The 2,336-nt window shown below is 51.7% G+C and carries 2 protein-coding genes; both read right to left on the bottom strand.

The features are described 5' to 3' along the window. Positions 1-98 precede the first annotated feature (98 nt). Complete coding sequence (tyrA, locus tag BZG79_RS14305; protein WP_077678764.1) at positions 99-1,232, bottom strand: bifunctional chorismate mutase/prephenate dehydrogenase; 1,134 nt, start codon at positions 1,230-1,232, stop codon at positions 99-101. Positions 1,233-1,235: 3 nt separating this feature from the next. Further along, positions 1,236-2,312, bottom strand: coding sequence for a 3-deoxy-7-phosphoheptulonate synthase (locus BZG79_RS14300; RefSeq protein ID WP_077774735.1), 1,077 nt, complete (start codon positions 2,310-2,312; stop codon positions 1,236-1,238). Positions 2,313-2,336: the final 24 nt, after the last annotated feature.

The following is a 2,336-nucleotide window of genomic DNA, read 5'->3' as shown; positions in this document are numbered from 1 at the left end:
CTATGACAGATAAGGTATTTCTACGCTATCAAAAAACCAGCCAAGCGGCTGGTTTCGGTATAGATTTATCATCGATTGTCGGAGCGGTTTATATAAGCCTAGGTCGCGGTGCGGTGAGTCGCATCGTTGGCTTGTCGCAACAGGCCTTGGCTTTCTTGTAAAAAACGTGGGGCATAGTCGCCAAACCAGTTTTCCACTTGCGCAAACGCATCGACAAAAGTGGCTTTGTCGTGTTGTTCAAGCAAATCAATCGCTTCGCCAAAACGCTGGTAAAAACGCTTGATCATCGCCAAGTTTTGCGGTGAGGACATAATAATATCCGCATACAAGCTTGCATCTTGGGCAAACAGACGCCCCACCATGGCAAGCTCTAAGCGATAAATCGGTGAGCTTAGCGCAGTAAGCTGATCGAGATTGGGGTTTTCTTCTGCCAGATGGACCCCGTAAACAAACGACGTAAAGTGACGTAGCGCTTGGATCAGCGTCATGCCTTCATCATGCTCAATGGCACTGATCCGGTTTAACCCTGCGCCCCAAATACGAAATTGCTCGAGCAGCCATTGGTATGCCTCAGGCTGTCGGCCATCGCAATACACCATTACCTGTTTAGCAAGGCTGGCCACATCTGGGCCAAACATGGGGTGCAGGCCAACCACTGGGCCGGAGTGCACGGATAACATCGCTTGTAGCGGACCGGATTTCACCGAAGTGAGATCCACCAATAAGCAATCGTCTGGCAGCTGGGTCAGTTTACTAATGACCGTTTCCGTGACGTCAATCGGCACCGAGACCACCACCATCCCCGCATCGGCCAGCAGGGCATCGGCATGCTCCCAATCCTCTTTATCCAGCACCGCAACCTGATAACCCGACAAACGGAACAAGCGAGCAAATAAGCCACCCAGCTGGCCTTTACCCCCAATCACCACCACCTGACGTAAATCTGGGTTTAGACACTTAAAGCCAGAGTCATTTTCACTGCTGTAAGACTCACGCATGGTGCGACGCAGCACATCTTCAATTAAATCCGGTGGCACCCCTTGCGACTGTGCTTCTTGACGACGCGAAGCGAGCATCGCCGCCTCACGGTCCGGTGCATAAATGGGCAAGCCATGCTGGCTTTTCACCTCCCCCACTTCTGCTACCAGCTCTAAACGGCGCGCGAGCAAGCTCACCATTTGTTTATCGACATCGTCTATTTGATCGCGCAGTCGGCTGAGTTCCGCCACCATGGTTTAGTCCTGTTGAGTACGTTGTTGAAGAGAGGTTGCCAGCTCTTGGTGAGCATGACGTAACAATTGTTCGGTAGACGCCCAATCAATGCAAGCGTCCGTGATCGACACACCGTACTCCATCTCATCTTTAGACAAATCCGCCGATTGGTTACCCGCGTTAAGATGGCTTTCGATCATCAGACCAATGACAGAGCGGTTACCTTGTTTGATTTGATGGATCACATCTTCTGCCACCAATGGCTGGCGGCGGTAATCTTTACGTGAATTCGCGTGGCTACAATCCACCATCAGGGACGGGTTGAGTCCCGCAGCTTCCATTTGCTGCTCGCATTCGGYGACGGAGACTGAATCGTAGTTGGTTTGCTTACCACCACGTAAGATCACATGCCCATTAGGGTTACCTTGCGTTGTAAGCAGTGCCACTTGGCCCGCTTGGTTGATCCCCATAAACCGGTGCCCAGACGCGGCGGCTTTCATCGCATTAGTGGCGGTGGCCAGATTGCCATCAGTACCGTTTTTAAAGCCGATTGGCATCGACAAACCACTGGCCATTTCACGGTGGGTTTGTGATTCGGTGGTACGTGCGCCAATCGCCGCCCAGCTAAACAGATCACCAATGTATTGCGGGCTGATTGGGTCCAACGCTTCAGTGGCCAACGGGATCCCCATTTGTGCTAAATCCGTGAGCAGACCACGCGCTTGCTTTAAGCCAGATTCCACATCAAAGCTGCCATCCAGATGCGGATCGTTGATTAACCCTTTCCAGCCAGTAGTGGTCCGCGGTTTTTCAAAGTACACCCGCATGACAATAAACAGGTGATCGCTGAGTTCATCCGACAAGGCTTTCAGACGACGCGCGTAGTCTTTCGCCGCTTCAACATCATGAATAGAGCAAGGACCACACACCACCAACAAGCGATGATCGCGTTTATGAATAATATCCGCCACTGTCTCGCGTGCCTCACTGATAGCAGCCCGGGTACTTTTTTCAATAGGGAACTGCGCGCGAAGCTGCTCTGGCGTCAAGAGCACCTGCTCATCACGGATATGAATATTGGTCACCGAATCTTGCTGCATAGCCTTGCCTTTAATGTTCATCAT

Source organism: Salinivibrio sp. MA427, assembly GCF_001996115.1.
GTDB classification, from domain to species: domain Bacteria; phylum Pseudomonadota; class Gammaproteobacteria; order Enterobacterales; family Vibrionaceae; genus Salinivibrio; species Salinivibrio costicola.
Note: the sequence above shows the minus strand (reverse complement) of the source record. Positions and strands in the feature narration are given on the sequence as shown.